This is a genomic window from Pseudomonas sp. FP2300 (assembly GCF_030687595.1).
Taxonomy (GTDB): domain Bacteria; phylum Pseudomonadota; class Gammaproteobacteria; order Pseudomonadales; family Pseudomonadaceae; genus Aquipseudomonas; species Aquipseudomonas bijieensis.
In genome coordinates this window covers 6,164,836-6,189,043 of sequence record NZ_CP117440.1, presented here as the reverse complement: position 1 = coordinate 6,189,043, position 24,208 = coordinate 6,164,836, and the positions used below count along the sequence as shown (strand labels likewise).

Genomic DNA, 24,208 nt, shown 5'->3' with positions numbered 1-24,208 from the left:
CATGAATCGCGAAGAATTCCTGCGTCTAGCCGCTGCCGGCTACAACCGCATCCCCCTTGCCTGCGAAACCCTGGCCGACTTCGACACGCCGTTGTCGATCTATCTCAAGCTGGCCGACCAGCCCAACTCCTACCTGCTCGAATCGGTGCAGGGCGGTGAGAAATGGGGCCGTTACTCCATCATTGGCCTGCCGTGCCGTACAGTGCTGCGGGTCCATGACCATCGCATCAGCGTGACCCACGACGGCGTCGAGATCGAAAGCCTCGAAGTCGAAGACCCGCTGGCGTTCGTCGAAACCTTCAAGGCTCGCTACAACGTGCCGACCATCCCCGGTCTGCCACGCTTCAACGGTGGCCTGGTGGGTTATTTCGGCTACGACTGCGTGCGCTACGTGGAAAAGCGCCTGGGCACCTGTCCGAACCCCGATCCGTTGGGCGTGCCGGATATTTTGCTGATGGTGTCCGACGCGGTCGTGGTCTTCGATAACCTCGCCGGCAAGATGCACGCCATCGTCCTGGCCGATCCGGCCCAGGAAGATGCCTACGAGCAGGGCCAACAAAGCCTGCAGGCACTGCTGGAAAAGCTTCGTCAACCGATCACCCCGCGTCCCGGGCTGGACTTCAGCAAGCAGTCGGCGGCCGACCCGGTGTTCCGTTCCAGTTTCACCCAGGATGATTACGAAAGAGCCGTCGATACCATCAAGGAGTACATCCTCGCCGGTGACTGCATGCAGGTCGTGCCGTCGCAGCGGATGTCCATCGACTTCAAGGCGGCGCCCATTGACCTGTACCGGGCCCTGCGCTGCTTCAACCCGACGCCCTATATGTACTTCTTCAACTTCGGCGACTTCCACGTCGTCGGCAGTTCGCCGGAAGTGCTGGTGCGGGTCGAGGATAACCTCATCACGGTACGGCCGATTGCCGGCACTCGCCCACGTGGCGCTACGGAAGAGGCTGATCGGGCGCTGGAAGAGGACCTGCTGTCGGATGACAAGGAAATCGCCGAGCACCTCATGCTGATTGACCTGGGGCGCAATGACACTGGACGAGTCTCGGAAATCGGTTCGGTGAAACTCACCGAGAAGATGGTCATCGAGCGCTATTCCAACGTGATGCACATCGTTTCCAACGTCACCGGCCAGTTGAAGGACGGACTGACGGCGATGGACGCCTTGCGGGCGATCCTGCCGGCGGGCACCTTGTCCGGCGCGCCGAAAATCCGCGCGATGGAAATCATCGACGAACTGGAGCCGGTCAAGCGGGGCGTGTACGGCGGGGCCGTGGGTTACTTCGCCTGGAACGGCAACATGGACACCGCCATTGCCATTCGCACCGCTGTCATCAAGAACGGCGAACTGCACGTACAGGCCGGCGGTGGCATTGTCGCCGACTCGGTGCCGGCGCTGGAGTGGGAAGAAACCCTGAACAAGCGCCGGGCCATGTTCCGCGCCGTGGCGCTGGCCGAGCAGACCTCAGAAGACTGAAGCCCTTCAACAAACAACTGTGGCAACTCGATCAAAATGTGGGAGCGAGCCTGCTCGCGATAGCGGCCTGTCAGCCGATACATTTGTCGGACATGACGGCCTCATCGCGAGCAGGCTCGCTCCCACATAGCTCTCTCTCGGTCAGAAATCCAGGCTGACGCCCAGGCTCACCCCCTGCAGGGTGGAGTCATCATCCTTGCGCAATGTATAACCGCCACGCAGCGCCAAGTCGTTGGTCAACTTGTGGCTGACCCCCAGGCTCAGGCGATTCAGGTGGCTCTGTGGCGTGTAGCCTTCCAGCGTGAAGTCATTGGCTGGCAGGCTGTTGAGGGCGATGTTGACCTTTTGCGTGTCGTCCTCGTACTCGCGTTCATGGGCATATTCGCCAAACACCTGGGTCTGGCGGGTGAAGTTGTATTTACCCTGCAAGCCAATGCCCAGGCGTTTCGAGTCGCGGGTCTGGTCATCGAAGGTCAGGGCCGTGGAGCGGCTGCTCTTTTCCGAATAGCCATCGACTTCCACCTTCGCATAGTCAGCGCTGATAAACGGTGAGAGATGCCATTGGCTGCCCGGCTGGGCGATGTCGTAGCCTACACGGGTACTGAATGCCCATAGATGGCCGTCAGTGTCGCCTTTCTCCTGGGCTTCGTTGACGCCCAGGTCGAACTTGCGCTCCAGATTGTCGTAGTCGAGCTTGCCGCCGGTCAGTGCCGCATCGGCCCACCAACGGTTTTGCTGGAACTGGGCGAAAGCGGTCGCCAGGTAACTGTTTAGCTTGTACTGCGAATCGTTGTGGCCTGCCTCCATGTCCTGGCGGTAGAGGCCGGCGGCGACACCTACGCGCCAAGCCTCAGTGAGGCGATAGCTGCCGCCGATGTTCAGGCTATAGCCGCTGCCGTCGGCGCTGGCGCCGCTGTCCTGGCTGTCCATGTCCAGGTGCTGGCCACCGCCGGCGACGATGGCTCGCCACTGGCCCACGGCCTGCCAGTTCTCCCAGTCAGATTGCCACTGGCTGCGCAACTCGTCCTGGTGAGCACGGAGGGTCGAGTGGGCCATTTCCGGCAGCAATGTCAGCTCCCATGGCGCCGCGAGCAGGGAATAGGCGTAGTCGGCGATCAGCTTCTGCCCGGTTTCGGTTGGATGAACCGCGTCGTTGTAGATCAGCTTGCTGGGATCAGGCGTGGCACTGTTGATGCCGTAGGTGGCGTTTTCCGTGCAGCCGTTGCCGCTGAAGCAGGTGGCAGTGAGGTTCTCACCGGTGGCGAGGCCGAATCTTGCCGGGTCGGCGAAGCTTTCCTTCAGCAAAAGCGGAATATTCAACGGAATGATTTCAGCGTCGATGCCTTGCAGGCGCGTGATCAGTTGTTGGTTGAACTGATTGCCCAGTTGCGAAAAGGTATCTTGCAAAGGGCCGCCGTTGAGGGCAGGGGTCAAGCCCAGGTCAGGCAACAGCCAGACCATCACATAGCGGGCGCCGGCCGTTTGCAGCACCTGGACGCTGTCGGCGAGGCGGTCCGCGGCGGTGTTTGCTTGCTCGGGGGTCAGCACCCGGCCTTGAAGGAAATCGTTACCACCACCGGAAAGGTAATACAGCGCATTCGGATCGGCGCGCAGCCCATTGGACTGCAGGTAGCCGGGACGGCTGCGCTCGCCAGTGTCGGACACGCCGGTAATCGATTCGAGGATCTGGTCGGTACGATAACCGCCTACCGCCCAGTTGTTGCCGTCTGCCAGCCCCTCGCTGGCGCGGACCGCTGAAGTGGAGGCGGCAGTCTCGTCGGCGGAGTAACCCAGGCGCCCACCGAGCAACTGGGTGGAATTGGCGGAGTAGGCTTCACCGCTGCCGTCGGTGTAGATCGGCCCGGTTCGGTTGGTATAGCGCTCGGTCGCGCCGGGCGGACCATTCGGATCGGCAAACTGGCCGGCGTCGTTGAGGCTGTCGCCAAACACGATGAACTTGGAATAAGGGTTGGGAGCGGCGCTCGCCTGGGCGCAGGCCATCGCTAGCAAGCAACTGGCAATCGGTACGAACAACGTCTTTTTGATCATGGGAAAATCCGTTTTTATCTTATTTTTGTTAGAAAACGAAACGACAGTACCAAAAACTTTCGGCGTTTTGCCATCTCTCCAGAACATCGCGATTGTTTCAAGGCCCTTCGGGATCGGTCATATTGCGTGCTCCGCCCAGCTAAGCTACTGTGCCGGGACGTATGAACGAGACTTTTCCTGTGTCGATTGTCAGCAAACTTCTGGATCAAATGATCAAGGCACACGCCCGCTGGCGTTGGCGCGCCTGAATATTCTCCGCCGGCCTCGCCGGACCTGTACCGATTTGCCTTCTTTACCCGCTTGTAGAGCCGCTTCGCAGGGGCATCACTCGCCTCGCCAAGCGCAGCAGTGTGCGGGTCACTCTCCGAAGGCTGTATTTAAAGTCAGTGAATTCAATAGGTTGCTTACGCCATGTTGCTGATGATCGATAACTACGACTCTTTTACCTACAACGTTGTGCAGTACCTCGGCGAGCTGGGCTCCGAGGTCAAGGTCGTGCGCAACGACGAATTGACCATCGCCGAAATCGAAGCCCTCAAGCCTGAGCGCATCGTGGTTTCACCCGGCCCGTGCACGCCGACCGAAGCGGGCATTTCCATCGACGCCATCAAGTATTTCGCCGGCAAGCTGCCGATCCTCGGTGTTTGCCTGGGGCATCAGTCGATTGGCCAGGCGTTCGGCGGCGATGTCGTGCGCGCTCGACAAGTCATGCACGGTAAGACTAGCCCGGTATTCCATGAGGACAAGGGGGTGTTCGAGGGCCTGAATCATCCGCTTACCGTAACTCGCTATCACTCCCTGATCGTCAAGCGCGAAACGCTGCCCGACTGCCTGGAGTTGACGGCCTGGACCCAGCTTGAAGACGGCTCTGTCGATGAGATCATGGGGCTGCGCCACAAGACATTGAATATCGAGGGTGTGCAATTTCATCCCGAGTCTATTCTCACCGAACAGGGTCACGAACTGTTCGCCAACTTCCTCAAACAAATCGGCGGCACGCGCTAAGGACTTTCCATGGATATCAAGACAGCCCTGAGCCGTATCGTCGGCCATCTCGACCTGAGCACCGACGAGATGCGCGACGTGATGCGCGAAATCATGACTGGCCAATGCACGGATGCGCAGATCGGCGCGTTCATGATGGCCATGCGCATGAAAAGCGAGAGCATCGATGAAATCGTCGGCGCCGTGTCGGTGATGCGCGAGCTGGCGGACAAGGTCGAGCTCAAGACGCTGGACGGTGTGGTCGATGTGGTCGGCACCGGTGGTGACGGCGCCAATATCTTCAACGTTTCCACCGCGTCAGCGTTCGTGGTCGCGGCGGCCGGTTGCACCGTTGCCAAGCACGGCAACCGCGCGGTCTCAGGCAAGAGCGGCAGTGCCGATCTGCTGGAGGCGGCCGGCATCTACCTGAACCTGACACCGATCCAGGTCGCGCGCTGTATCGACAATGTCGGCATTGGTTTCATGTTTGCCCAGACCCATCACAGCGCCATGAAACACGCTGCCGCGCCGCGCCGTGACCTGGGATTGCGTACGCTGTTCAACATGCTCGGCCCGCTTACGAATCCGGCCGGCGTGAAGCATCAAGTGGTTGGGGTGTTCAGCCAGGCGTTGTGCCGGCCGTTGGCCGAAGTCCTGCAACGCCTGGGCAGCAAGCACGTGCTGGTGGTCCACTCCAAGGATGGCCTGGATGAATTCAGCCTGGCGGCGCCCACATTCGTGGCCGAACTAAAAAATGATCAGATCAGCGAGTATTGGGTCGAACCTGAAGACCTCGGCATGAAAAGCCAGAGCTTGCACGGCCTGGCGGTCGACGGCCCGGCCCAATCGCTGGAATTGATACGCGATGCCCTGGGGCGGCGCAAGACCGAGAATGGCCAGAAAGCCGCTGAGATGATCGTGCTCAATGCCGGCGCTGCGTTGTACGCCGCCGACCACGCCAGCAGCCTCAAGCAGGGCGTGGAGCTGGCCCATGATGCACTGCACACTGGCCTGGCCCGGGAAAAGCTCGAAGAGTTGGGTGCATTTACCGCCGTATTCAAAGTGGAGAACGAAGGATGAGCGTGCCAACGGTTCTGGAAAAAATTCTGGCTCGCAAGGCTGAGGAAGTGGCTGAGCGCAGCGCTCGCGTCAGTCTGGCCGAGCTGGAAAACCTGGCGCGTTCAGCGGATGCGCCGCGCGGCTTTGCCAAGGCACTGATCGATCAGGCCAAGAAAAAACAGCCGGCGGTGATTGCCGAAATCAAGAAGGCCTCCCCCAGCAAGGGCGTGATTCGCGAGCATTTTGTCCCGGCCGACATCGCCCGCAGCTACGAGAAGGGCGGGGCGACCTGCCTCTCGGTGTTGACCGACATCGACTTTTTCCAAGGGGCCGACGACTACCTGAAGCAGGCGCGGGCGGCGTGCAAGTTGCCAGTGATTCGCAAGGACTTCATGATCGACCCATACCAGATCGTCGAGGCGCGGGCGCTGGGCGCCGACTGCGTGCTGTTGATCGTGTCCGCTCTGGACGACGTAAAAATGGCCGAGCTGGCGGCTGTTGCCAAAAGCGTCGGGCTGGATGTCCTGGTGGAAGTCCATGACGGTGACGAGTTGGAGCGAGCCCTGAAAACCCTCGATACCAAACTGGTCGGCGTGAACAATCGCAACCTGCACACTTTTGAAGTGAGCCTGGAAACCACCCTGGACCTGTTGCCGCGCATTCCGCGCGATCGCCTGGTCATCACCGAAAGCGGCATCCTCAACCGGGCCGATGTCGAGCTGATGGAAGTCAGCGATGTGTACTCGTTCCTGGTGGGTGAGGCGTTCATGCGGGCGGAGAGCCCGGGCACGGAATTGCAACGACTGTTCTTTCCTGAACGAGGCCTGCCGGTGAGCGGCTCGACGCTGGACTGATCCATGTCGCCTGTGATTTCCCTCACTGTCGAAGCTGGCCTGCAAGCCGAACAGGATCTGTTGGCCAGTATCTGCGCGGGCGACGCCGAGTTCGGTCTGCTGTTCTGGCAGCCCAATGATCGTGCGCTGGTCATGCCGCGCCGCTTGAGTCGCCTTGCGGGGTTCGAACACGCCAGTGACGTATCGGCTGCCCATGGCTGGCCGGTCCTGTTGCGCGAAACCGGTGGTGAACCGGTGCCGCAGTCGGCCGCTACCGTCAACATCGCCCTGGTCTACGCGCCACCGCGCAGCGAAGGCGATCACGGCCGTATCGAAACCGGGTACCGTCGCTTGTGCGATCCCATCTGCCAGTTGCTGGATGAACTGGGCGGGGTGGCTTCGCTGGGAGAAGTGGAGGGGGCTTTTTGCGACGGGCGCTTCAACGTCAACCTCGACGGTCGGAAAATGGTCGGTACCGCTCAGCGCTGGCGCCAGAGCAAGGGCGGTCAACGTCCGGTGGGGCTGGTGCATGGCGCACTTTTGCTGGAGAACGAGCGCGAGTCCATGGTCGCAGCAGTCAACCGCTTCAATGAGGCCTGTGGCCTGGAGCAGCGAGTGCGTGCCGAGAGCCATATTGCCCTGCATGAAAAATTCCCGGCGCCTCACGCGCTGGAGCGGCTCGAGGCGCTGTACCGGAAACTGCTGATCGAACTATTGGGCATTTAACGCGTTCCGAACACCACCATGGTCTTGCCTTTGACGCTGACCAGGTTGCGCTCCTCCAGATCCTTGAGTACGCGACCGACCATTTCACGCGAGCACCCGACTATCCGACCAATCTCCTGGCGGGTCACCTTGATCTGCATGCCGTCCGGGTGAGTCATGGCATCGGGCTGCTTGCACAACTCCAGCAGGCAACGTGCGACACGTCCGGTGACGTCGAAGAAGGCGAGATCGCCCACCTTGCGGGTGGTATTACGTAGGCGCTGTGCGATTTGTCCGCTCAGGACGTAAAGAATGTCCGGGTCTTGCAGGGACAGTTCTCGGAATTTGGCGTAGCTGATTTCCGCAACTTCACATTCAATCTTGGTCCGCACCCAGGCACTGCGTTGCTGTTCCTTGCCCGCCTGTTCGAACAACCCCAGCTCGCCGAAAAAATCCCCGGAATTGAGGTAGGCGATGATCATTTCCCGACCGTCATCATCTTCTATCAGGATAGTGACCGAACCCTTGATGATGAAAAACAGCGTGTCGGAACGATCTCCGGCACAAATGATGTTGTGTTTGGCTGGATAGCGGCGGCGCTGACAATGCATCAAGAGTTTGTCGAGATTCTTGATCTTGAACGTGGGAGTAATGGCAACCATGGTTGTATCCCGAAAGACTGCGCAGTGTAGTGGTTTGGTTTTTTTATAGGCGCGAATGGCATCGCTAAAAAGCTGGCCATACGCCAGCGAGTTGGCGCCAGCTTAACAGAGGCGTCCCTAATTAATTGGAGAATTTACCTACGTGCTGGCGGGTCAGGTTTCCTGAGACGCAGAGCAGTCATTCCGCAGCGCTGTGCTAAGCTGGCGACCCTTTTTTAACAGTGGAGTCTTGGCGATGAAGGCACGCATCCAATGGGCTGGCGAAGCCATGTTCCTCGGTGAGTCAGGCAGTGGTCATGTGGTCGTCATGGACGGCCCGCCAGAAGCCGGCGGGCGGAACCTGGGTGTTCGGCCGATGGAAATGCTCCTGCTGGGCGTAGGCGGTTGCAGTAACTTCGACGTGGTCAGCATTCTTAAAAAGTCCCGCCAGGCCGTCGAAAGCTGCGAAGCCTTCCTGGAGGCAGAGCGCGCCACAGAAGATCCCAAAGTGTTTACCAAGATCCACATGCACTTCGTGGTGAAGGGGCGAGCCCTGAAGGAGGCCCAGGTCAAGCGCGCCATTGAGCTGTCCGCCGAGAAATATTGCTCGGCTTCGATCATGCTCGGTGCCGCCGGGGTCGAAATCACCCACGACTATGAAATCATCGAATTGGGTTGAGTCGATCCAATGGTGACGGCCTGCAACATGCCGTACTGAAGTTTTCGGTGAAAAAAAGGCGACTCCCGATGGGCAGTCGCCTTTTTTAATTTCCCTGGGAATGCGGATGAGCCATCCAATCCCCAATCGCCGTCAAATCCGATAAGTGCTCTTGGTCATGACCTTGGCCAGCAGGCTCATGCCGAATTTCACCGGAGCCGGGAAACGAAAGCCTCCGGCCTCAAGGGCACTCTCGGCATGGTGTTCCTCATCCACGCGCATCTGCTCGAGGATCGCCCGGGATTTTTCGTCCTCGGCCGGTAGTTGTTCGAGGTGTTCATTCAAGTGCTTGCACACCTGATGCTCGGTCGCCGCAACGAAGCCGAGACTGACTTTGTCACTGATCAGCCCGGCAACGGCGCCGATCCCGAATGACATCCCATAGAACAGCGGGTTCAGGACGCTGGTATGGCTGCCCAGCTGGCGAATGCGTTGTTCGCACCAGACCAGATGGTCGACTTCTTCCTCGGCGGCATGCTCCATTGCCTCACGCACTTGCGGTAGCTTCGCTGTCAGCGCCTGGCCCTGATACAGCGCCTGGGCACAGACTTCGCCGGTGTGGTTGATACGCATCAGTCCAGCGACGTGGCGGGTTTGCTCGTCACTCAGTTGCGCGTCCGGCTGCACGATAGCCGGTGATGGGCGGTACGGCTGACCACTGAAGGGCAGCAGCGTGCGCATCGCTGTATCGGCTTGCAGCAACAAACGGTCAATCGGCGAGTAGTGACGTTGGGTAGTCATGCTTACCTCCGGGAAAAATCACAGCGGCCAGTTTAACTCAATCGACCGCCGAAGATTTGCGCTGGGTCAGGGGGATCAGCCCGGCGGCCAGTTCATCTGGCGCTGCCCTAGCACATGCATATGAATGTGATAGACCGTTTGCCCACCCAGTTCATTGCAATTCATCACCACGCGAAAACCTTCTTCACAGCCCAATTCAAGCGCCAGGCGCTGGGCCGTGAACAGAATGTGTCCAGCCAGGCCTTTGTCTTCTTCGGTCAGGTCGTTGAGCGTGCGGATCGGTTTTTTCGGGATGACCAGGAAATGCACGGGCGCCTGTGGCGCAATGTCGTGGAAGGCCAGTACCTGGTCATCCTCGTAAATGATTTTCGCCGGGATTTCCCGGTTGATGATCTTGGTAAACAGAGTATCCACAGCTGTTTTCTCCGTTGGGTTCGTCGAGGTCGAGTGTCATGAAGGCACCGGTAGAGGCGCCTGGTTGTTCAATTCTAAGGGGTCAGCGTGGGCAATAAGCCTTGTTGATCATGCCGGTGATGGTTCGCACCAGCCATCGCGATCCCAGCCGCGGCAGTGTGGCCAGCCAGCGGTTACGGCGTCCGGGAATGATGATGGCGCGGTTGCGGTCCAGCGCGCGTACGGCGTACAGGGCGACTTCTTCCGGGCTCATCAGCAGTTTGCTGTCGATGAGTTTCTGTTCGTCCATCTGTGCCCTGGAAAAAAAGCCGGTGTGGGTGGGGCCAGGGCAGAGTACCGAAACCTTGATCGCGCATTTCTTCAGCTCGACCCGCAGGGCTTCGGAGAAGTGCAGTACATAGGCCTTGCTGGCGTAATAGGTGCTCATCCAGGGGCCGGGTTGGAACGCGGCGATCGAGGCGACGTTGAGGATCTGGCCGCCGCCCAGCAGCGCCATGCTGTTACCGATAGCGTGACAAAGACGTGTCAGGGCGAGGATGTTGACTTCGATCAGGTCCTGTTCGGTCATCCAGTCCTGCCCCAGGAACGGCCCGCTGGTACCGATGCCGGCGCAATTGACCAGCAGGTCGATCTGCCGCTCACCTTCCTCCAGTTCCAGGAGAAAGCCTGAAAGCCTCAGCGGTTCGCCCAGGTCACAGGCCCGGAACAACACCTCCACGCCAAACCGCTGAGTCAGTTCGATTGCAATACTTTCCAGCCGATCACGCTGTCGAGCCACCAGTATCAGGTTGCGGCCGCGCCGGGCCAGCGCTTCGGCCATGGCCAGGCCAATGCCGCTGGAAGCGCCAGTGATCAGTGCGTAACGGGTCATGCAGTTCTCCATCGCAACAGCCCGCCGCCAGTCGACTGGGCTGTCACCGGCATGAAGCGCGCTTATTGTTCCTCTTCTTCTTCATAGTCTACAGAAGGCGGGGCGGGCTCGGCTGCCTCGACGGCGGGTTCTTCGCTGGTTTCGTTGCTGGACTCGCTGCTTTCATAGCTGCTCAGGCTGCTGCTGTCGTAGTCCTCCTGGAGGGCTCCGAAGATGCCGGCAAAGGTGGCCATGAAAATCAAGACGATCATCACAAGCCAAAGCGACGCCAGCAATTTGACCGCCGTGGTATTGCGCGGTGGTGGCGGGCCGTACTGGTTTGCGCCGGTATTGCCCGGAGCGATGATGAGGATGAACGGGAAGATGCTGCCCACGAATGGAACCAGGTTAATCAGCCACAGCCACCCCGACCAGCCCAGATCGTGCAGGCGCTGGACGTTGAACTGGATACTCACGAAGGCAAAGGCAAGCACGACGGCTGCGCCGAGCAGACCGCCGACGACCAGTGCGGCTATCGAGTCGGAAGCCATCAGCCAGGCCGTGGCAAGCCAGAAGCCCAAGCCGACCAGGGGCAGCATGGCCAGGGTCAACACCATGGTCCAGGCCAGGTAGCGCAAACGCCCGATACGCCCATCGAAGCTGAAGGGCTTGAGCGTGCCGTACTCGGCGAGCGTTTCACCCACTTCGGCCCGGGGAGGCGCGTACGGCGAGACGGGATCGACGATCGACTCTGGGTGGCGTACCTCCGGCTGTCGTGGCGACTCCTGTACTTCGCCAAGGCTCAGCTGGAGGGCGGGTTCGGCTTCGATCCTGGCATCGATGCCGCTCTTGTTGAGTGCTTCCAGGTACTGCTGCGCTTCGCTCTGGGACAAGTTGCTTTTAAGGGCTACCCTGCGACCAGTGAACAGGCGTTCAATGGCGCTGATATCGCTTTTGAACAGCTCGGCGAGGTTGAGTTTGGCTGTGGTGGTATCGACGCCAGGCATCAGGCCTCCGTCGAATACGATGTTGAAACGGGTTTCGCTCATGCCCGGCATCCTTGTCTCTGAAAGTTAATTAACTGTTTTTATGGGGTGGCTTCAGCGGGGCCATTGCCTGCCAAGCTGTGCCGCCCGGGTTTGTGCCTGACGATATTCTTCATCCAGGCGCGCCACCAACTGATCGACGCTGGGCAAATCATCGATTTCACCCACGCCTTGGCCTGCCGACCATACGGTTTTCCAGGCCTTGGCTTCATCGTTCAGCGGCTTGAGTTTCGAGCCGAAATCCACCTCGCCCTTGTTCTGCAGGGCGGCCAGATCGAACCCGGCATTCTCCAGGCTCTGGCGCATGAAACTGGCCGGTACCCCGGACACAGCGGGAGTATGCACGATGTCTGCGGCTCTGGATGTGAGCAACATCTCTTTATAAGCGTCAGGGGCTTGGCTTTCGCTTGTCCCGATAAAGCGCGTACCGAAGTACGCCAGATCCGCACCAAGCAGTTGGGCGGCCAAAATCTGATGGCCGTGATTCAGGCATCCCGCAAGCAGCAAGGTCTTATCGAAAAACTGCCGGATTTCGGCAATCAATGAAAACGGGCTCCAGGTCCCGGCGTGCCCGCCTGCGCCGGCGGCAACGGCGATCAAGCCATCGACACCGGCTTCGGCGGCTTTTTCGGCGTGACGCCGGGTAGTCACGTCGTGGAATACCAGCCCGCCATAGCTGTGGACGGCATCCACCAGTTCCTTCACCGCGCCCAGGCTAGTGATGACAATCGGCACCTTGTGTTCGATGCAGATGGCCAGGTCGGCCTGAAGTCGCGGGTTGCTGTGATGGACGATCAGGTTTACGGCGTAGGGCGCCGGATTTTCCAAGGCTGCCAGACCCGCTTCGATTTCCTCCAGCCAGGCCTTCAAGCCACTGCTTTCACGCTGGTTCAACGCCGGAAAGCTGCCGACGATGCCGTTGCGGCAGCAGGCCAGTACCAGTTGCGGATTGGAAATCAGGAACATCGGTGCCGCCACGACGGGCAGACGCAAGCGTTGTTCAAGCAGAGCGGGCAACGACATTGGAAGTACCCCGGATAATAAATGCTGATTGGAGATTAGAACGGTCGGACGACCACCAGAATTACAATAGCCAGCAATATCAGAACCGGCACTTCATTGAACCAGCGATAAAAGACATGGCTGCGGGTGTTTTCGCCGCGGGCGAAGCGCTTCACCTGGGCGCCGCACATATGGTGGTAACCGATCAGCAGCACGACCAAGGTCAACTTGGCATGCATCCAGGCACCCTGGGTGAAGTAGGCACCGGCGTTGAGACTGAGCAGCCAGATGCCAAATACCAGGGTAGCGATCATTGCCGGGCCCATGATGCCGCGGTACAACTTGCGCTCCATGACGCTGAAGCGTTCTTTGCTGACGCTGTCCTCGCTTTGGGCGTGGTAGACAAACAGGCGAGGCAGGTAGAACAGGCCGGCGAACCAGCAGACCATGCTGACGATGTGAAGTGCTTTGAGCCACAGATAGAGCATTTTTAGTTATTCCAGGAATTCACGGTAGCCCGATAGTAGAGGTTGGAGCGGCCACACGTCACCTTGACGGTTGTCGCCGCGCCTTGCGGCCCCTATCATCGACGGCTTTCCAGTGGGTTCGTTGAGGGCAGGTTTATGGTCAAGGTCGGTATTGTCGGCGGCACGGGTTACACCGGTGTCGAACTGCTGCGTCTGCTGGCACAGCATCCGCAGGCTGAGGTGGTGGTCATCACCTCCCGATCCGAGGCCGGCCTGGCCGTCGCCGACATGTATCCGAACCTGCGGGGCCATTACGACGGCCTGGCGTTCAGCGTCCCGGACATCAAGACCCTCGGCGCCTGCGATGTGGTGTTCTTCGCCACGCCCCATGGTGTCGCTCACGCCCTGGCGGGTGAGCTGCTGGCCGCCGGGACCAAGGTCATCGACCTGTCGGCGGACTTCCGCCTGCAGGACGCCGACGAATGGGCCAAATGGTACGGCCAGCCCCACGGTGCACCGGAACTGCTCGATGAAGCGGTCTACGGCTTGCCGGAAGTCAATCGCGAGAAAATCAAGCAGGCACGGTTGATCGCCGTACCGGGTTGCTATCCGACGGCCACACAGCTGGGGTTCTTGCCGCTGCTTGAAACGGGCCTTGCCGATGCCTCGCGTCTGATTGCCGACTGCAAATCCGGTGTCAGCGGTGCCGGGCGCGGAGCCAGTGTCGGCTCGCTGTATAGCGAAACCTCGGAAAGCATGAAGGCGTACGCGGTCAAGGGGCATCGGCACCTGCCGGAAATTCGCCAGGGGTTGCGCCGGGCAGCGGGCAAGGATGTCGGCCTGACCTTCGTGCCACACCTGACGCCGATGATTCGTGGTATCCACTCCACCCTGTATGCAACCGTCGTCGATCGTTCGGTAGACCTGCAGGCGTTGTTTGAAAAACGTTATGCCAACGAACCGTTCGTCGACGTAATGCCGGCCGGCAGCCACCCGGAAACCCGCAGTGTGCGCGGTGCGAACGTTTGCCGGATTGCCGTGCATCGTCCGCAGGACGGTGATCTGGTAGTGGTGTTGTCGGTTATCGATAACCTGGTCAAGGGCGCGTCCGGCCAGGCCGTTCAGAACCTGAACATTCTGTTCGGGCTGGATGAGCGCCTGGGGTTGTCCCATGCCGGGATGTTGCCGTAACGGCAGCACAAGCTTCAGGTTGGCAGCTACAGGCTTGAGGCTTGTAGCTCGCCGCTGCTCTTCTAAATAGTTGACCAATTTTCTAGGAGAAGCGGATAATGCCCGCCATCACGCATTATGGCGGCGTAAACGCCGGGAGATATTCAGCATGAGCGTCGAAACCTTCACCCCCACGGCTTTGCAATTCACCCACGGTGCGGCGCACAAGGTGAAGAGCCTGGTCGATGAAGAGGGTAATGATCGTTTGAAGCTGCGCGTATTTGTGACGGGCGGCGGTTGTTCAGGTTTTCAGTACGGCTTCACTTTTGATGAAGAAGTGGCCGAAGATGACACCATCGTCGAGCGCGAAGGGGTCAGCCTGGTGGTCGATCCGATGAGCTTCCAGTACCTGGCAGGTGCCGAGGTGGATTATCAGGAAGGTCTGGAAGGCTCGCGCTTCGTGATCAAGAACCCTAACGCGACCACGACCTGTGGGTGCGGTTCTTCGTTCTCGATCTGAGTGCTTCAATAAAAAACGCCGCAGTGCCTTAGGCCCTGCGGCGTTTTTTTGTCCGTGATTATTGGATTCAGGCCGGATAGATGGCGCCGAGCACGCGCAGGCCACGAGCGCCGGTGACACTTGGGCGGTTGCCCGGGATACCTTCAAGGCAACAATGGGCAAGCCAGGCGAAAGCCATGGCTTCAACCCAATCCGGGTCTACGCCGTACACGGCGGTACTGCTGACTTTGGCATCCGGCAGCAAGTCAGACAGGCGCGTCATGAGCGTCTGGTTGTGCGCACCGCCGCCACAGACCAGCAATTCCTGAGTAGTGGGCTGGGCATGTCGGAGTGATTCGACGATGGTCAGGGCTGTCAGTTCGAGCAACGTCGCCTGCACGTCTTCCGGAGCGAAGGCTGGCAACTGCGACAGATGCTGGCTCAGCCAAGGCAGGTTGAATACTTCACGCCCGGTACTCTTCGGGCCTTTGGTGACGAAGAAAGGGTCGCTCAGCAGTGTCTTGAGCAGGACAGGCTCGACTTTTCCGCTGGCAGCCCATTGGCCATCGCGATCGAAATGCTCGCCTCGTTGTTGATGTATCCAGGCATCGAGCAATACGTTGCCTGGGCCACAGTCGAAACCGGCTACGGGTTTCGCCGGCTCTATCAGGCTGAGATTGCTGAAACCGCCGACATTCAGCACGGCGCGATTGCCGATTCGTTCTTCGAACAGTGCTTCGTGAAATGCCGGAACCAGCGGGGCGCCTTGTCCTCCGGCGGCAACATCACGGCTGCGGAAATCGCTGACGACGGCGATGCCAGTCAACTCGCTCAACAGGGCCGGATTGCCAATCTGTACGGTAAATCCACGGGCCGGTTCATGGCGGATGGTCTGGCCGTGGCTGCCAATCGCCGTGATGTCCTCAGGCTTGAGGTTCTGTTCGTCGAGCAGGGTATGGATACCCTGTGCGGCCAGCTTTACCCAACTTTGCTGGGCGATGGCGGAGCGGGCGATCTCATCGGGCCCGCTGCTGCACAGTCCAAGCAGCTCGGTGCGCAGGGCGGTGGGCATCGGAATGTAGTGCGTGGCGATCAATTTGATCGCCGGAGTCAGTTCGACCAGTGCGATATCCAAACCATCCAGGCTGGTCCCGGACATCACACCGATATAGAGCGCCATGCTTAGCGCTTGCTCGAGGCCAGCATGGTGGCTTTCTCTTGATCCATGCGAGCCATCAACGGTTGGCTTTGAGCCAGGAAGCGCGCGCGCTCGGCCTTGGCGATCGGATCGGCCATCGGCAATTTCTGGCCTAGCGGATCGACGTGGACACCGTTGACCTGGAATTCATAGTGCAAGTGCGGGCCGGTGGACAGGCCGGTAGTACCGATGTATCCGATCACCTGGCCTTGCTTGACGGTACCACCCGTCTTCACGCCTTTGGCGAAGCCCTGCATGTGGCCGTATAGCGTGCGGTAGGTATTGCCGTGCTGGATGATCACGGTGTTGCCATAACCGCCGCGACGTCCGGCCAGCAATACCTTGCCGTCGCCGGCAGCCTTGATTGGCGTGCCACGGGGAGCTGCGTAGTCGACACCTTTATGGGCGCGGATCTTGTTCAGAATCGGATGCTTGCGGCCGGCGGAGAACTTCGAGCTGATGCGAGCAAAATCAACCGGTGTACGGATGAACGCCTTGCGCATGCTGTTGCCGTCGGCGGTGTAGTAGCTGCTGTTGCCTTGCTTGTTGGTGTAGCGCACCGCAGTGTACGTCTTGCCGCGGTTGGTGAAGCGCGCGGAAAGAATCGGGCCATTGCCGACGCTCTTGCCGTTGACCACTTTCTGCTCATAGATGACGTCGAATTCGTCACCCTGGCGAATGTCCTGGGCGAAGTCGATGTCGTAGCCAAATACGCTGGCCATGTCCATGGTGAGGCTATGGGAAAGGCCGGCGCGTGCAGCTGACTGAGACAATGAACTATTGATCACGCCATGAACATAGGCCGAGCGAACAGTGGGCTTGGCGGTGACGCGGTTGAATACATAACCCTTGTCGTTTTTGGTCAGGGTGATGCTTTCCAGGTCGCTCAGCTTGGTGTGCAGATTGGTCAGCTGTCCGTCTGGATTGAGTTCGAATTCGAGTTTCTGGCCACGTTGTAGTTGCGTGAATTGCTTGGCTTGCTTGTCGCTGGCCAGGATTTCATGGACCGAAGTCGAGGGCAGGCCAACCTTTTCGAAGAGGGTGGAAAGCGTGTCGCCCTTGGCAACGATCACTTCGCGATGGTCTGGTCCTTTCTTTTCTTCTGCAACAGGCGCTTGTGCCTGAGCGGCGGCCTCGGTGTTGTCTTGCGGGCTGTTTTCAATCTGCGCAAAAGGGGAGGCGGCTGGTTCGTTTGTGGCTTGAACGGCTTCGGGGGCGTCTTGTTCTTGTGTCAGTTGTTCAGCAGGACTTTCCAGTTCCAGACTCAGAGTCGTCTTTTTGGCTTCAACATCGCTGGAGGGAAACACCAGGAGCGCCAGGCTAAGGAGGGCTGCGATGCCGCTTGCGGCAAGCAGGTGGGTCTTTGGGTAAAGCGGTGGCGCTTTAGACGGTTCTGTGGTCATAAGTAATTTTGACTTTTGAAAAGATGAATTGGAAAAGATGAATGACATGATGAAGATGAAATAACTGTATAAAATATAACCAAAACCCCTGCGAAGCAAGCCCGCGGACGCTCTGTTCTGTGGATTGGCGTCCGCGCGCCGGGCAAACCTTGTATTTGGTGCGCGATCTTGTATGGTTGGGGCCCTTTGAATCTGAGCCTTACGGGTCTGTTATGAAGTCGGTTGAAGAGCAGCTAGCGCTGATCAAACGTGGTGCGGAAGAACTGTTGGTCGAGTCCGAGCTGATCGAAAAGCTCAAGCGCGGGCAGCCGCTGCGTATCAAGGCCGGTTTCGATCCGACGGCGCCCGATCTGCACTTGGGTCATACCGTGCTTATTAATAAGCTGCGCCAGTTTCAGGATCTGGGGCACCAGGTCATCTTCCTTATAGGTGACTTCACCGGGATGATCGGTGATCCGAGCGGCAAGAGTGCCACGCGCCCACCGCTGACCCGTGAGCAGGTTCTCGATAACGCCGAGACCTACAAGACTCAGGTTTTCAAGATTCTTGATCCGGCCAAGACTGAAGTGGCTTTCAACTCCACGTGGATGGATCAAATGGGGCCGGCGGATTTCATTCGCCTGACGTCCCAATACACCGTGGCTCGCATGCTCGAGCGCGATGACTTCGACAAGCGCTATAAAACCAATCAGCCAATTGCCATTCATGAGTTCCTTTACCCGCTTGTACAGGGTTATGACTCGGTCGCGTTGCGCGCGGATGTTGAGCTCGGCGGCACCGACCAGAAGTTCAATCTGTTGATGGGGCGTGAGTTGCAGCGCGGTTATGGTCAGGAGGCGCAGTGCATTCTCACCATGCCTTTGCTGGAAGGTCTGGATGGCGTGAAAAAGATGTCCAAGTCGTTGGGCAACTACGTAGGTATCCAGGAAGCCCCGGGGGTCATGTACAGCAAGCTGGTTTCCATTCCTGATGTGCTGATGTGGCGTTACTTCGAGCTGTTGAGTTTCCGGTCCATGGAAGAGATCAATGCCTTCCGTGCCGATGTCGAGGCGGGGGCCAATCCGCGGGACATCAAGATCAAGTTGGCCGAAGAGATCGTTGCTCGCTTCCATGGTGAGGAGGCTGCGGCCAATGCCCATCGTGCGGCGGGTAATCGTATGAAGGACGGCGAACTGCCGGATGATCTGCCAGAGATCGAGTTGACTGCTGCCGAGGATATGCCGATTGCGGCAGTCCTTAATAAGGCGGGCCTGGTCAAGAATGCTGCGGTGGCGCGAGATCTCCTGGGTTCGGGTGGCGTGCGTATAGATGGTGAGGTGGTGGATCGCACCTATATATATGCGTTGGGTTCTACCCATGTTTGCCAGGCCGGCAAGAAAGCTTTCGCGCGAATTACGCTGAAATCCGAATAAAGCTGAAAATAGGTGTTGACGGCAAATTCTGGACGTCTATAATTCGCCCCACTTCCGGCGCAGTCGAAACGGAAAACTCCTTGAGATTCAATGAGTTAAGTAGGTTTTGAAGGGGTCGGGCTTCAGGTCATCGAAGCCAGGAAGTAGCTGATAAGGCAGTGTGGGTTTGGCCTTGTCGGCGGTTCGATCTTCTCGGTCGAAAGCGGTGAAAAAGAGGTGTTGACAGCAGCGAGTAACGCTGTAGAATTCGCCTCCCGCTAACGAGAGATCGGAAGCGCAAGTGGTTGAAGTTGTTGATGTTTCCCAAGCGAAACTTTGAAAACTTCTGAAAATAACCGCTTGACAGATACACCGGGCGCTGTAGAATGCGCGCCTCGGTTGAGACGAAAGCTCTTAACCAACCGCTCTTTAACAACTGAATCAAGCAATTCGTGTGGGTGCTTGTGGAGTCAGACTGCTAGTCAACAGATTATCAGCATCACAAGTTACTCCGCGAGAAATCAAAGATGTAACCAACGATTGCTGAGCCAAGTTTAGGGTTTTCTCAAAACCCAAAGATGTTTGAACTGAAGAGTTTGATCATGGCTCAGATTGAACGCTGGCGGCAGGCCTAACACATGCAAGTCGAGCGGTAGAGAGGTGCTTGCACCTCTTGAGAGCGGCGGACGGGTGAGTAATGCCTAGGAATCTGCCTGGTAGTGGGGGATAACGCTCGGAAACGGACGCTAATACCGCATACGTCCTACGGGAGAAAGCAGGGGACCTTCGGGCCTTGCGCTATCAGATGAGCCTAGGTCGGATTAGCTAGTTGGTGAGGTAATGGCTCACCAAGGCGACGATCCGTAACTGGTCTGAGAGGATGATCAGTCACACTGGAACTGAGACACGGTCCAGACTCCTACGGGAGGCAGCAGTGGGGAATATTGGACAATGGGCGAAAGCCTGATCCAGCCATGCCGCGTGTGTGAAGAAGGTCTTCGGATTGTAAAGCACTTTAAGTTGGGAGGAAGGGCATTAACCTAATACGTTAGTGTTTTGACGTTACCGACAGAATAAGCACCGGCTAACTCTGTGCCAGCAGCCGCGGTAATACAGAGGGTGCAAGCGTTAATCGGAATTACTGGGCGTAAAGCGCGCGTAGGTGGTTCGTTAAGTTGGATGTGAAAGCCCCGGGCTCAACCTGGGAACTGCATTCAAAACTGTCGAGCTAGAGTATGGTAGAGGGTGGTGGAATTTCCTGTGTAGCGGTGAAATGCGTAGATATAGGAAGGAACACCAGTGGCGAAGGCGACCACCTGGACTGATACTGACACTGAGGTGCGAAAGCGTGGGGAGCAAACAGGATTAGATACCCTGGTAGTCCACGCCGTAAACGATGTCAACTAGCCGTTGGGAGCCTTGAGCTCTTAGTGGCGCAGCTAACGCATTAAGTTGACCGCCTGGGGAGTACGGCCGCAAGGTTAAAACTCAAATGAATTGACGGGGGCCCGCACAAGCGGTGGAGCATGTGGTTTAATTCGAAGCAACGCGAAGAACCTTACCAGGCCTTGACATCCAATGAACTTTCCAGAGATGGATTGGTGCCTTCGGGAGCATTGAGACAGGTGCTGCATGGCTGTCGTCAGCTCGTGTCGTGAGATGTTGGGTTAAGTCCCGTAACGAGCGCAACCCTTGTCCTTAGTTACCAGCACGTTATGGTGGGCACTCTAAGGAGACTGCCGGTGACAAACCGGAGGAAGGTGGGGATGACGTCAAGTCATCATGGCCCTTACGGCCTGGGCTACACACGTGCTACAATGGTCGGTACAGAGGGTTGCCAAGCCGCGAGGTGGAGCTAATCCCACAAAACCGATCGTAGTCCGGATCGCAGTCTGCAACTCGACTGCGTGAAGTCGGAATCGCTAGTAATCGCGAATCAGAATGTCGCGGTGAATACGTTCCCGGGCCTTGTACACACCGCCCGTCACACCATGGGAGTGGGTTGCACCAGAAGTAGCTAGTCTAACCTTCGGGGGGACGGTTACCACGGTGTGATTCATGACTGGGGTGAAGTCGTAACAAGGTAGCCGTAGGGGAACCTGCGGCTGGATCACCTCCTTAATCGACGACCGCAGCTGCTTCATGAGCTCCCACACGAATTGCTTGATTCATTGAAGAAGACGATTGGGTCTGTAGCTCAGTTGGTTAGAGCGCACCCCTGATAAGGGTGAGGTCGGCAGTTCGAATCTGCCCAGACCCACCAATTTCATGGTGTCCCCGGTAAAGATACGGGGCCATAGCTCAGCTGGGAGAGCGCCTGCCTTGCACGCAGGAGGTCAGCGGTTCGATCCCGCTTGGCTCCACCATTACAGATTGGCACAACGTTTAAAGCTTAGAAATGAGCATTCCACCCCAGGGTGATGAATGTTGATTTCTAGTCTTTTGATTAGATCGTTCTTTAAAAATTTGGGTATGTGATAGAAAGATAGACTGAACGTTACTTTCACTGGTAACGGCTCAGGCTAAGGTAAAATTTGTGAGTTGCTCTCATGAGCAAGATCGAATTTTCGGCGAATGTCGTCTTCACAGTATAACCAGATTGCTTGGGGTTATATGGTCAAGTGAAGAAGCGCATACGGTGGATGCCTTGGCAGTCAGAGGCGATGAAAGACGTGGTAGCCTGCGAAAAGCTTCGGGGAGTCGGCAAACAGACTTTGATCCGGAGATGTCTGAATGGGGGAACCCAGCCATCATAAGATGGTTATCTTGTACTGAATACATAGGTGCAAGAGGCGAACCAGGGGAACTGAAACATCTAAGTACCCTGAGGAAAAGAAATCAACCGAGATTCCCTTAGTAGTGGCGAGCGAACGGGGACTAGCCCTTAAGCTTCTTTGATTTTAGCGGAACGCTCTGGAAAGTGCGGCCATAGTGGGTGATAGCCCTGTACGCGAAAGGATCTTAGAAGTGAAATCGAGTAGGACGGAGCACGAGAAACTTTGTCTGAATATGGGGGGACCATCCTCCAAGGCTAAATACTACTGACTGACCGATAGTGAACTAGTACCGTGAGGGAAAGGCGAAAAGAACCCCGGAGAGGGGAGTGAAATAGATCCTGAAACCGTATGCGTACAAGCAGTGGGAGCCCACTTTGTTGGGTGACTGCGTACCTTTTGTATAATGGGTCAGCGACTTATTTTCAGTGGCGAGCTTAACCGAATAGGGGAGGCGTAGCGAAAGCGAGTCTTAATAGGGCGTCTAGTCGCTGGGAATAGACCCGAAACCGGGCGATCTATCCATGGGCAGGTTGAAGGTTAGGTAACACTGACTGGAGGACCGAACCGACTACCGTTGAAAAGTTAGCGGATGACCTGTGGATCGGAGTGAAAGGCTAATCAAGCTCGGAGATAGCTGGTTCTCCTCGAAAGCTATTTAGGTAGCGCCTCATGTATCACTGTAGGGGGTAGAGCACTGTTTCGGCTAGGGGGTCATCCCGACTTACCAAACCGATGCAAACTCCGAATACCTACAAGTGCCGAGCATGGGAGACACACGGCGGGTGCTAACGTCCGTCGTGAAAAGGGAAACAACCCAGACCGTCAGCTAAGGTCCCAAAGTTATGGTTAAGTGGGAAACGATGTGGGAAGGCTTAGACAGCTAGGAGGTTGGCTTAGAAGCAGCCACCCTTTAAAGAAAGCGTAATAGCTCACTAGTCGAGTCGGCCTGCGCGGAAGATGTAACGGGGCTCAAACCATACACCGAAGCTACGGGTATCACGCAAGTGATGCGGTAGAGGAGCGTTCTGTAAGCCTGTGAAGGTGAGTTGAGAAGCTTGCTGGAGGTATCAGAAGTGCGAATGCTGACATGAGTAACGACAATGGGTGTGAAAAACACCCACGCCGAAAGACCAAGGTTTCCTGCGCAACGTTAATCGACGCAGGGTTAGTCGGTCCCTAAGGCGAGGCTGAAAAGCGTAGTCGATGGAAAACAGGTTAATATTCCTGTACTTCTGGTTATTGCGATGGAGGGACGGAGAAGGCTAGGCCAGCTTGGCGTTGGTTGTCCAAGTTTAAGGTGGTAGGCTGGAATCTTAGGTAAATCCGGGATTCTAAGGCCGAGAGCTGATGACGAGTTACCCTTTGGGTGACGAAGTGGTTGATGCCATGCTTCCAAGAAAAGCTTCTAAGCTTCAGGTAACCAGGAACCGTACCCCAAACCGACACAGGTGGTTGGGTAGAGAATACCAAGGCGCTTGAGAGAACTCGGGTGAAGGAACTAGGCAAAATGGCACCGTAACTTCGGGAGAAGGTGCGCCGGTGAGGGTGAAGCACTTGCTGCGTAAGCCCACGCCGGTCGAAGATACCAGGCCGCTGCGACTGTTTATTAAAAACACAGCACTCTGCAAACACGAAAGTGGACGTATAGGGTGTGACGCCTGCCCGGTGCCGGAAGGTTAATTGATGGGGTTAGCTAACGCGAAGCTCTTGATCGAAGCCCCGGTAAACGGCGGCCGTAACTATAACGGTCCTAAGGTAGCGAAATTCCTTGTCGGGTAAGTTCCGACCTGCACGAATGGCGTAACGATGGCGGCGCTGTCTCCACCCGAGACTCAGTGAAATTGAAATCGCTGTGAAGATGCAGTGTATCCGCGGCTAGACGGAAAGACCCCGTGAACCTTTACTATAGCTTTGCACTGGACTTTGAATTTGCTTGTGTAGGATAGGTGGGAGGCTTTGAAGCGTGGACGCCAGTTCGCGTGGAGCCATCCTTGAAATACCACCCTGGCAACTTTGAGGTTCTAACTCAGGTCCGTTATCCGGATCGAGGACAGTGTATGGTGGGTAGTTTGACTGGGGCGGTCTCCTCCTAAAGAGTAACGGAGGAGTACGAAGGTGCGCTCAGACCGGTCGGAAATCGGTCGTAGAGTATAAAGGCAAAAGCGCGCTTGACTGCGAGACAGACACGTCGAGCAGGTACGAAAGTAGGTCTTAGTGATCCGGTGGTTCTGTATGGAAGGGCCATCGCTCAACGGATAAAAGGTACTCCGGGGATAACAGGCTGATACCGCCCAAGAGTTCATATCGACGGCGGTGTTTGGCACCTCGATGTCGGCTCATCACATCCTGGGGCTGAAGCCGGTCCCAAGGGTATGGCTGTTCGCCATTTAAAGTGGTACGCGAGCTGGGTTTAGAACGTCGTGAGACAGTTCGGTCCCTATCTGCCGTGGACGTTTGAGATTTGAGAGGGGCTGCTCCTAGTACGAGAGGACCGGAGTGGACGAACCTCTGGTGTTCCGGTTGTCACGCCAGTGGCATTGCCGGGTAGCTATGTTCGGAAAAGATAACCGCTGAAAGCATCTAAGCGGGAAACTTGCCTCAAGATGAGATCTCACTGGGACCTTGAGTCCCCTGAAGGGCCGTCGAAGACTACGACGTTGATAGGCAGGGTGTGTAAGCGCTGTGAGGCGTTGAGCTAACCTGTACTAATTGCCCGTGAGGCTTGACCATATAACACCCAAGCAATTTGTATCCTCCAGGCCAAAGGCCAGGAGACCA

The 24,208-nt window shown here is 57.5% G+C and carries 19 protein-coding genes, 2 tRNA genes and 2 rRNA genes; 13 read left to right on the top strand and 10 right to left on the bottom strand.

All coding sequences use genetic code 11. The features are described from left to right. Position 1: 1 nt before the first annotated feature. Positions 2–1,483 (top strand): anthranilate synthase component I, encoded by a 1,482-nt coding sequence (trpE, locus tag PSH86_RS27620; protein WP_109754961.1) that lies wholly within the window; start codon positions 2–4, stop codon positions 1,481–1,483. A 141-nt stretch (positions 1,484–1,624) separates the two neighbouring features. Here trpE and estP read toward each other — a convergent pair whose 3' ends face one another. Next, positions 1,625–3,532, bottom strand: coding sequence for an esterase EstP (gene estP / locus PSH86_RS27615; RefSeq protein WP_305486266.1), 1,908 nt, complete (start codon positions 3,530–3,532; stop codon positions 1,625–1,627). Between the two features lie 411 nt (positions 3,533–3,943). On the opposite strand from estP, the gene PSH86_RS27610 reads away from it, so the two are divergent. The 4 genes from PSH86_RS27610 to PSH86_RS27595 are packed head-to-tail and all read left to right on the top strand — an operon-like array spanning position 3,944 to position 7,134. After that, positions 3,944–4,537 carry an aminodeoxychorismate/anthranilate synthase component II gene (locus PSH86_RS27610; RefSeq protein ID WP_176689025.1) on the top strand — a complete coding sequence of 198 codons (594 nt, stop codon included), beginning with the start codon at positions 3,944–3,946 and terminating at the stop codon, positions 4,535–4,537. Between the two features lie 9 nt (positions 4,538–4,546). Further along, on the top strand, positions 4,547–5,596 hold the full coding sequence (gene trpD, locus PSH86_RS27605) for an anthranilate phosphoribosyltransferase (RefSeq protein ID WP_109754959.1): 1,050 nt from the start codon (positions 4,547–4,549) through the stop codon (positions 5,594–5,596). After that, entirely contained in the window at positions 5,593–6,429 is an 837-nt protein-coding gene (gene trpC, locus PSH86_RS27600) for an indole-3-glycerol phosphate synthase TrpC (protein WP_109754958.1), read from the top strand. The genes trpD and trpC overlap by 4 nt, the downstream gene beginning before the upstream one ends. Positions 6,430–6,432: 3 nt before the next feature. Then, entirely contained in the window at positions 6,433–7,134 is a 702-nt protein-coding gene (locus tag PSH86_RS27595) for a lipoate--protein ligase family protein (RefSeq protein ID WP_305486257.1), read from the top strand. On the opposite strand, the gene crp is transcribed toward PSH86_RS27595, so the two are convergent. Further along, complete coding sequence (gene crp / locus PSH86_RS27590; RefSeq protein WP_109754956.1) at positions 7,131–7,775, bottom strand: cAMP-activated global transcriptional regulator CRP; 645 nt, start codon at positions 7,773–7,775, stop codon at positions 7,131–7,133. The genes PSH86_RS27595 and crp overlap by 4 nt on opposite strands. Before the next feature lie 235 nt (positions 7,776–8,010). Here crp and PSH86_RS27585 point away from each other — a divergent pair, with 235 nt between their 5' ends. Beyond that, positions 8,011–8,433 carry an OsmC family protein gene (locus PSH86_RS27585; RefSeq protein WP_003206127.1) on the top strand — a complete coding sequence of 141 codons (423 nt, stop codon included), beginning with the start codon at positions 8,011–8,013 and terminating at the stop codon, positions 8,431–8,433. Between the two features lie 132 nt (positions 8,434–8,565). Here PSH86_RS27585 and coq7 read toward each other — a convergent pair whose 3' ends face one another. From coq7 to hemJ, 6 genes are all read right to left on the bottom strand, one after another. After that, the gene (gene coq7, locus PSH86_RS27580; RefSeq protein WP_109754955.1) at positions 8,566–9,213 is read right to left on the bottom strand and encodes a 2-polyprenyl-3-methyl-6-methoxy-1,4-benzoquinone monooxygenase; all 648 of its coding nucleotides are present in this window, start codon (positions 9,211–9,213) and stop codon (positions 8,566–8,568) included. A 75-nt stretch (positions 9,214–9,288) separates the two neighbouring features. Further along, complete coding sequence (locus PSH86_RS27575; RefSeq protein ID WP_003316306.1) at positions 9,289–9,627, bottom strand: histidine triad nucleotide-binding protein; 339 nt, start codon at positions 9,625–9,627, stop codon at positions 9,289–9,291. Between the two features lie 82 nt (positions 9,628–9,709). Then, complete coding sequence (locus tag PSH86_RS27570) at positions 9,710–10,498, bottom strand: SDR family oxidoreductase (RefSeq protein WP_109754954.1); 789 nt, start codon at positions 10,496–10,498, stop codon at positions 9,710–9,712. Positions 10,499–10,560: 62 nt separating this feature from the next. Continuing rightward, on the bottom strand, positions 10,561–11,526 hold the full coding sequence (locus tag PSH86_RS27565) for a DUF805 domain-containing protein (RefSeq protein ID WP_109754953.1): 966 nt from the start codon (positions 11,524–11,526) through the stop codon (positions 10,561–10,563). Between the two features lie 51 nt (positions 11,527–11,577). Then, positions 11,578–12,546 (bottom strand): nitronate monooxygenase family protein, encoded by a 969-nt coding sequence (locus PSH86_RS27560; RefSeq protein WP_176689030.1) that lies wholly within the window; start codon positions 12,544–12,546, stop codon positions 11,578–11,580. Between the two features lie 35 nt (positions 12,547–12,581). Further along, a complete protein-coding gene (gene hemJ / locus PSH86_RS27555) occupies positions 12,582–13,013 on the bottom strand; it encodes a protoporphyrinogen oxidase HemJ (RefSeq protein WP_109754951.1) in 432 nt (143 codons plus the stop codon). A gap of 135 nt (positions 13,014–13,148) precedes the next feature. On the opposite strand from hemJ, the gene argC reads away from it, so the two are divergent. Next, the gene (gene argC, locus PSH86_RS27550) at positions 13,149–14,183 is read left to right on the top strand and encodes an N-acetyl-gamma-glutamyl-phosphate reductase (RefSeq protein WP_305486244.1); all 1,035 of its coding nucleotides are present in this window, start codon (positions 13,149–13,151) and stop codon (positions 14,181–14,183) included. 148 nt (positions 14,184–14,331) lie between these two features. Continuing rightward, entirely contained in the window at positions 14,332–14,682 is a 351-nt protein-coding gene (erpA, locus tag PSH86_RS27545) for an iron-sulfur cluster insertion protein ErpA (RefSeq protein WP_003177727.1), read from the top strand. Between the two features lie 67 nt (positions 14,683–14,749). On the opposite strand, the gene PSH86_RS27540 is transcribed toward erpA, so the two are convergent. Together PSH86_RS27540 and PSH86_RS27535 are read right to left on the bottom strand one after the other, a co-directional pair. Beyond that, positions 14,750–15,841, bottom strand: a complete 1,092-nt coding sequence (locus tag PSH86_RS27540) for an anhydro-N-acetylmuramic acid kinase (RefSeq protein ID WP_305486241.1) — start codon at positions 15,839–15,841, stop codon at positions 14,750–14,752. 2 nt (positions 15,842–15,843) lie between these two features. Further along, on the bottom strand, positions 15,844–17,262 hold the full coding sequence (locus tag PSH86_RS27535; protein WP_109754948.1) for an OapA family protein: 1,419 nt from the start codon (positions 17,260–17,262) through the stop codon (positions 15,844–15,846). 212 nt (positions 17,263–17,474) lie between these two features. Here PSH86_RS27535 and tyrS point away from each other — a divergent pair, with 212 nt between their 5' ends. The 5 genes from tyrS (at position 17,475) to PSH86_RS27510 (ending at position 24,160) form a co-directional block, all read left to right on the top strand. Further along, positions 17,475–18,674, top strand: a complete 1,200-nt coding sequence (gene tyrS, locus PSH86_RS27530; RefSeq protein ID WP_116833589.1) for a tyrosine--tRNA ligase — start codon at positions 17,475–17,477, stop codon at positions 18,672–18,674. A 563-nt stretch (positions 18,675–19,237) separates the two neighbouring features. Further along, positions 19,238–20,774, top strand: a 16S ribosomal RNA gene (locus PSH86_RS27525). A gap of 65 nt (positions 20,775–20,839) precedes the next feature. After that, positions 20,840–20,916: transfer RNA gene (locus tag PSH86_RS27520), tRNA-Ile, on the top strand. Positions 20,917–20,943: 27 nt separating this feature from the next. Continuing rightward, positions 20,944–21,019 (top strand) — tRNA-Ala (locus PSH86_RS27515). 249 nt (positions 21,020–21,268) lie between these two features. Then, positions 21,269–24,160, top strand: a 23S ribosomal RNA gene (locus PSH86_RS27510). The 16S and 23S rRNA genes sit together here with 2 tRNA genes alongside, the layout of an rRNA operon. The last annotated feature ends 48 nt before the right edge of the window (positions 24,161–24,208 follow it).

What these genes read in the sequence shown, in the direction of transcription:
- trpE (WP_109754961.1), top strand. Translation starts at nt 2, where the DNA reads ATGAATCGCGAAGAATTCCTGCGTCTAGCCGCTGCCGGCTACAACCGC.
- estP (WP_305486266.1), bottom strand. Translation starts at nt 3,532, where the DNA reads ATGATCAAAAAGACGTTGTTCGTACCGATTGCCAGTTGCTTGCTAGCG.
- PSH86_RS27610 (WP_176689025.1), top strand. Translation starts at nt 3,944, where the DNA reads ATGTTGCTGATGATCGATAACTACGACTCTTTTACCTACAACGTTGTG.
- trpD (WP_109754959.1), top strand. Translation starts at nt 4,547, where the DNA reads ATGGATATCAAGACAGCCCTGAGCCGTATCGTCGGCCATCTCGACCTG.
- trpC (WP_109754958.1), top strand. Translation starts at nt 5,593, where the DNA reads ATGAGCGTGCCAACGGTTCTGGAAAAAATTCTGGCTCGCAAGGCTGAG.
- PSH86_RS27595 (WP_305486257.1), top strand. Translation starts at nt 6,433, where the DNA reads ATGTCGCCTGTGATTTCCCTCACTGTCGAAGCTGGCCTGCAAGCCGAA.
- crp (WP_109754956.1), bottom strand. Translation starts at nt 7,775, where the DNA reads ATGGTTGCCATTACTCCCACGTTCAAGATCAAGAATCTCGACAAACTC.
- PSH86_RS27585 (WP_003206127.1), top strand. Translation starts at nt 8,011, where the DNA reads ATGAAGGCACGCATCCAATGGGCTGGCGAAGCCATGTTCCTCGGTGAG.
- coq7 (WP_109754955.1), bottom strand. Translation starts at nt 9,213, where the DNA reads ATGACTACCCAACGTCACTACTCGCCGATTGACCGTTTGTTGCTGCAA.
- PSH86_RS27570 (WP_109754954.1), bottom strand. Translation starts at nt 10,498, where the DNA reads ATGACCCGTTACGCACTGATCACTGGCGCTTCCAGCGGCATTGGCCTG.
- PSH86_RS27565 (WP_109754953.1), bottom strand. Translation starts at nt 11,526, where the DNA reads ATGAGCGAAACCCGTTTCAACATCGTATTCGACGGAGGCCTGATGCCT.
- PSH86_RS27560 (WP_176689030.1), bottom strand. Translation starts at nt 12,546, where the DNA reads ATGTCGTTGCCCGCTCTGCTTGAACAACGCTTGCGTCTGCCCGTCGTG.
- hemJ (WP_109754951.1), bottom strand. Translation starts at nt 13,013, where the DNA reads ATGCTCTATCTGTGGCTCAAAGCACTTCACATCGTCAGCATGGTCTGC.
- argC (WP_305486244.1), top strand. Translation starts at nt 13,149, where the DNA reads ATGGTCAAGGTCGGTATTGTCGGCGGCACGGGTTACACCGGTGTCGAA.
- erpA (WP_003177727.1), top strand. Translation starts at nt 14,332, where the DNA reads ATGAGCGTCGAAACCTTCACCCCCACGGCTTTGCAATTCACCCACGGT.
- PSH86_RS27540 (WP_305486241.1), bottom strand. Translation starts at nt 15,841, where the DNA reads ATGGCGCTCTATATCGGTGTGATGTCCGGGACCAGCCTGGATGGTTTG.
- PSH86_RS27535 (WP_109754948.1), bottom strand. Translation starts at nt 17,262, where the DNA reads ATGACCACAGAACCGTCTAAAGCGCCACCGCTTTACCCAAAGACCCAC.
- tyrS (WP_116833589.1), top strand. Translation starts at nt 17,475, where the DNA reads ATGAAGTCGGTTGAAGAGCAGCTAGCGCTGATCAAACGTGGTGCGGAA.